Annotated in this window: 3 protein-coding genes and 1 pseudogene; all 4 read right to left on the bottom strand. The window is 32.7% G+C overall.

Annotated features, from left to right (window positions below):
* Positions 1 to 646 precede the first annotated feature (646 nt).
* Positions 647 to 1,159 carry a hypothetical protein gene (locus CN514_RS19285; RefSeq protein ID WP_098233992.1) on the bottom strand — a complete coding sequence of 171 codons (513 nt, stop codon included), beginning with the start codon at positions 1,157 to 1,159 and terminating at the stop codon, positions 647 to 649.
* A gap of 1 nt (position 1,160) precedes the next feature.
* The gene (locus CN514_RS19290; protein ID WP_176525977.1) at positions 1,161 to 3,857 is read right to left on the bottom strand and encodes a DUF3289 family protein; all 2,697 of its coding nucleotides are present in this window, start codon (positions 3,855 to 3,857) and stop codon (positions 1,161 to 1,163) included.
* 344 nt (positions 3,858 to 4,201) lie between these two features.
* Positions 4,202 to 4,687, bottom strand: a pseudogene (locus CN514_RS19295) (hypothetical protein); the annotation flags it as partial.
* A 602-nt stretch (positions 4,688 to 5,289) separates the two neighbouring features.
* Positions 5,290 to 5,496, bottom strand: coding sequence for a hypothetical protein (locus tag CN514_RS19300; protein WP_098233994.1), 207 nt, complete (start codon positions 5,494 to 5,496; stop codon positions 5,290 to 5,292).
* Positions 5,497 to 6,147: the final 651 nt, after the last annotated feature.

Below are 6,147 nucleotides of genomic sequence, written 5' to 3' on the forward strand. Positions count from 1 at the left end.
AAAAAAAAAATCGACCGAACCGCCGATCATGTTGTTCAACAAATCCATTCGTTAGTTACATATGGAAATCCTAATACTGAAATTAATCTTAAACTTTTTCTGCCTCTCCAAGTTCTCGACCTGAAACAATCTAAGCAGAAATACTCTCCATCATCAGCGAAGTAAAAACAGCCATTTAGTCATATAAGAAAAGGCACCTGAATTGGCAGCTGGTAATCAACTCATGCACGCGTTAGGTATAAGCTAGTTCTTACTCGACGGAAATCCCTCCCGTTATATGATACGTCCTAGGCTTGGCCGCACAAGCATGCGTTAGTTTAATTAGATTTTGTCCTTTTTAAGGAACCATTTAAAAAGAGACCGACCTCACTTATCAATAATCCTATACCCATATATTTAAATAGATAGAAATTATCAGAATCAAGAGATATTTTCTGATTAAGCATTATGGTTCAAAATCTGTCACTTTGCCTAAAAAACGTATTAATAAAGAAAAAAAAAGTGCTTCTACCGAAGTAGACAACACTTGATATTATCGCATATTCACGTGTTATTGTACGTCCTATATAACGTAAAGAAGTACCGGTGGTCTATGTTTAAGCACCTAACAACTATCTGTTTTATATGTTAGTGTATGGATAGTGTTTTACTCAACAAGCTGATCCTCAATAAAATGCATCCGCTTCAGGATCTTTCCTTCTTTACTTTTATCATAAACATTGTACTCTTTTTGTGGTTCAGCATCTGACCAAATAATTGATGCAATGAGATCATGTTTATGATGCTCAATCCGATCCGTATTCATGTAACTTTCATCAGGCTCCCAGTCTCTTGGCAAATCGTCACTTTCCCTATAGAAGGACATATAAAAATTCCTATTTTTTCCTTCTATTCCTTTCATTTCACCTTCAACTGGATGATTCTTCATGTATTTTTCCACTAATTCTTTCATATCTTTTAAATCTTTTGGTGGACTCAAAATCATGTAATGCTTTCTAAGAGTCACCACTTCTTCATCCTTTTTACCAACGATCTGTTCTGTATTGGCAATTTCTAAAATTTTTGTTTCCCCACTTGATTCCTCATTCTTTGTACATCCAATTATGTAGAATGGAATGAAGAATGTACCAATAATCAAAACTAGAATTTTTAAATTCATTTTAATTGCTCAATTCCCCCTCGAATGGTATATCCATTTCCATTATACTAATAAAAGGTTTATATTCTCCATCAAAATCTTCATAATGCTGTAAGACAAACCAAGCACGAAATCCTGCTAAGTTAACATACATTTTCTCCACATCTGGCTGATCCAACCCAAAATGATCATATAAACGAACATGCATGACACCTTTAAAGTGATTGTTCTCCACTGAAAAATCTTTTACAGATATCGTATTCCCCCACGTATCATTTACTGTAATTGTAAGTCCGCCTATTCTATCATTCCAACTGCTAAAGGTTGGGTAAGAAGCATTATCCTGTATATTTTGATAAAATGGATTAGTGGCTTTTGTACTTTTATCAAACCGAAGTGCTCCCAAATTTCCTCCATTTTTCTTTAGCTCACCAACTAAAGCGTTTTTGACAAAGTCAACATAGGCTTTAGTTGTCTCATGCTCACTAGCTTTTTTCGTTAAAGTCTGATTACTATACTCTTTACCATTTCCCTCCTCAAAATGATCAATCATATCTAAAACAACATCTTCCATTTCTCCCGTAGAAAATAAGTCTGTTGACATCATCTCGAACTCCTCAAATAGTATACCTGGGAAATATGATTCAAGTAACTGAAGATTGAACATCCAACTAATGTCCGTCATTTCATCTCCTGAATAATCATCGGTTTTCATATCATTCGCTACATTTCCATTTTCATCATGTCCTTCTGGTCTATCTGATTGAAAAATGACTAAATTGGATAAATCAGAGTTCAACGGTCTTGAATCCTCATTATCAAATATTCCATCCCCATCACTATCTTTTTGATCAGGAAAGCTGGTTGGAAAGAAACCTTCAAAATGAATCGTAATTCCAAAAATCTCAAACGTGAATATTCTAATTGGACCCATTTCTTGCCCATCGGTTAATCCATCTCCGTCACTATCTTTCTTATCAGGATTAGTGTAAATGATACCATATGGTGTTTTCATTCCTTCAATTTCATAGGTATCGTATAAGCCATCCCCATCTGAATCTATCTCTCCAGCACCTGAATCATCACTATTTACACCAAGCTTCTTTGAGTAGTCAGTTTCCTTACTCCAAAGCTCCATCCATTTTTTCTTATCAACAATCATATATTCACGGAGCTGAGTAGTTTCGAAACTTATTGTATTCTTACTTGTATCTAACACAGTGTTGAGGCTTTCAAACTTTTCCTCATCTTCTTTATACCAAATGATGCCTAAATCTTGTTCAGATGTGTCTCCAAGCTGCGCTTCATCATAAGTAAATTGAACGCTTACTTTATCAAATTTTGATTGAGTATTGATCCTTACAGGAGAACCAATAAGACCGTATATATTAGCTGTTTTAATATTACCTTTGTTTGTTGTAATTCTAGTCGTTTTATTAATATTATCAGTTGCACTAAAACTAACTTCTACACTAGTAATTTCTGATTTATCAGGCTGATTAAATGATGTACGAATAGATTGTTTATGGAGTTCTTGTGAATCCTTGGTCCCGTCATTATCACTGTCTGCAGCATTCGGATTTGTCTTTAAAGCAAATTCATCTCCATCATTTAATCCATCGCTATCTGTATCATCCTTATTAGGTAATGATTCAAAATGTTGTACTTCATATCCGTCCGTTAAACTATCTTGGTCGGAATCTTTCTTATTTAAATTTGTTTGATAAACCTGCTCATCTTTATTATTCAGACCGTCTCCATCGCTATCTTCATCTGCGTCACTTATGCCATTATGATCTGTATCATATTTTGTTGGGGAAATCACTGATTTAATCTCATATTCAATATTGTCCTTTAATCCATCCCCATCTGTATCCATTTTAAATGGATTCATTCCCTCTTGGAATTCTATTCCATCTGTTATCGTGTCATGGTCCGTGTCAAAGGAAGATTCAAAGAATTCTGTGTTAAATGTATAGCCTGCTTTTTCAAGTCCGAATAACACTTGTTTATATGCATTTTCATAGGACTTTGCTGCAGGGATTCCTAGATCTTTTTCTAGAAACTCATTAGCTTTTTCAGACATTTTCACAGCGTTATCCAAATGAGCTTTTAATTTATTTCCATTGTGATCCGATTGATCAGTGATATCTTTTAAGATGCCAATAGCATTTTTATTGACAATTTTATCCGATAGATAAAAATTAAAGAGGATATCTGCAAGTAATACTTCAGTTGGTTCATTAAAATCGTTATTTGCTGTATAACCCCATAGATATATTGTTAATTTATGTTTGATATTCAAGAGCAGATCACTTTTTAAAACCACATCTTTTAAATACTCCTCTTGAACTGCTTGTTCATATTGGTTAATCAATTGTTCAAACATTTCAAGTTCATTCATATCAGTTTCCTTAAAGTCTCCGGTCTTCTCAAATTCCACAACCAGATTATCTAGTGTTTTAGAATCTAACTTAGCATTCTTATCTTTTATGACTTTTACGAAACGCTTTAATTCATTAATTGCAACCTTTTCATAGATTAATCCATCTCTAGTATCCTCATAGAATTCATATTCACTTAACCACTGTTTTACATTTTCCTCACTAGGAATCTTAGCATCGTTATTACCCTCGGCCACCACTGTTTGGCCAATTCCGCCGAAAACAATGGCAGAGCTCAAAAAAATATTCACCATAATTTTTACTTTATTTTTCAAAATGAAAATCTCCTTTATTAAAATATTCATTTAAGCTATAAAAATATAACTATATTGAGAGAAGCTGCATGGAATTTATTATGGTAGATACATATAAAACTTATTTGGTTTAATGATCGAAGAATACGATATTGCGGTTCCCATCCGAAGGAAAACTGTCAAAACCCTTGGGATTAAGTCATTAAATCACCACCCTCTATTAATATTGATATATCAATGGTTTTACCCGATGGTGAGGTGTCAAAAAAATATTTTTCAACACGCTGATTAACAGTATTTCATTACAGTAGTTAGGTACATTAAGCTGCCGTCGCTGGATAAATTTGGTTTGTGGTAGGGGGATCAGTTTGTGATGCAAGTTTGATTAGTTGGTGTGGATCCTTGTAGTATGAAAAACTTCCGTTTCAGCTAATAAATCAACAATTGTTGTATCTACAAGCCCATGAACTGTTGAGAGCCATTCGTACTCTACAGATGTTTGAACAAAAGTGATAAAACTTCATTAGGTTGTTTCTGGTGAAGATCATTCGGAAATGGGCTTCATTCAAGTACAGCCATAGGCATTTTTCCGAATGACGGAAACACTTGAGTAAATTCAGGTAAATAGTGTTTTAACAAGCAAATCATCATGTTTTTGACAGCTGCTAATTCCTCTGTCAGCTTACTTCAAACAATAACCCGACACGCAGTTTAGCCTCCATGTCTTTCAATATACGCGGATAATTGAATCGTCCATCTTTTATAAGACGAGCTGTTCGGTCATGCTTATTTTGTAGATTATCGTCTAACTCCTTTGATCTCTTGACGTCCATAGGATTAACCAATCCTAATAATTAACTAATTTTTAGTTTAATTTATTTATTTTTTAATTTTAAGGGTAAAATTTCCTATATTGGAAATTTTTGTATATATTTTCGTATCTGTGATATCTATCCCAACCACCCATACCTTTACCTTTTATATGACCCATATATCTCATTTTTTTATATTTTATTTCTCAATTCTAATTTCCATTATCCTGCACCTTTGGGTTTCAGTGCAATATTCACAATTTCCTCTATATTTTAACAAAAATATCTAATTTCTTTGAAAAAGCTCTTCAAGAAAATCGCCCGATTATTGAATATCGCCTTTGTGTAATTAGATAATTCGAATTTAAACATACCATTTAGTTTGTGATAATTTTCACTTAAACTATTCTGCCATTTACTTCAATAAAAAAACGAGCTGTTCGCAACTCGTAATCTTCAACTATCGCATTGCGTTAGTTGAATTAGAAAATATTATATTATTGCACCAGCAAACACCAATAAAAGTCTAAAATTTAGATAATCTTAAATAGTTTATTAAAAAATATAAAATATCGCGTATATAATAAGAACTCTTGGAGCCCAATATGCAATTAAAAGGTATATTTTCGCCTTTTTTTCAATTATTTCTCCTTCAAGTGAAATTGATTTTTCAATAAACTTTTGTAAATGGCCAAATATATAAAGAAAGGCAAAACTATAAATAATAAAATAAGAAAATTATAATCCCAAGTTTGAGCACCTAATTTAGCTAAAATAATCAATAATATTCCTAATAAGAATAGTGAAACGTTTTCAGAAATTTTTTCGAAAAACTTCATTTTTTGCATTTTATCCCCCCTATCCTATTAGTTAAAATGTCAGAAACACACTTATTTTTAATTTAACATCTTTGTAAAGGAGCATCTATATTCATCTTGAATTGGCTTAATTTAACAGTTTTTTATTCAATCATCCTGCCATTTAGTCGAATAAAAAAAGCCACCTGAATTGGCAGCTGTTATTCAACTCATGCATGCTTTAGTTGCATAAGTATTGGAAAAAAATCTATGTTTCAGTAAACCTAAAAACGAAAAAATAAGAAAGAGCATGTTTTGAAAAAGAAAGTTCAAATCACGCTCTTATAAAATTGAATTTGATTACTCTTATAAAAAAGTTTGATCATTTCTATTAGCCGTATTCTATTAAAGCGCCCGTTTGCTGAAGATCATTTCTAGTTAAATTAGTATTAAAAAGATTGTTTCTTCTTAAAGAAGTGCACACGTTAATCAACCATAAAACAGCGCTTCACCACAGGCAATGTTAGAAAATTACGTTCTTACAAGGTAGGTTGATTGAAATTAGGAATCCTACAAATTATGTGTTACACTGTGTTTACCATTTGATTTACTGTTTTCTGTTCCCTACTCATTAGTGAGTGGGGTTTTTGTTTTTTTAGAAAAATAAAAAACAGACTCAAAATAAGAGCCTGTCCATGTTTG

This window comes from Bacillus sp. AFS001701 (genome assembly GCF_002559405.1).
Lineage (GTDB): Bacteria > Bacillota > Bacilli > Bacillales > Bacillaceae_G > Gottfriedia.

Coding starts and splice junctions, on each gene's coding strand:
- CN514_RS19285 (WP_098233992.1), bottom strand. CDS start 1,159: ATGAATTTAAAAATTCTAGTTTTGATTATTGGTACATTCTTCATTCCA.
- CN514_RS19300 (WP_098233994.1), bottom strand. CDS start 5,496: ATGCAAAAAATGAAGTTTTTCGAAAAAATTTCTGAAAACGTTTCACTA.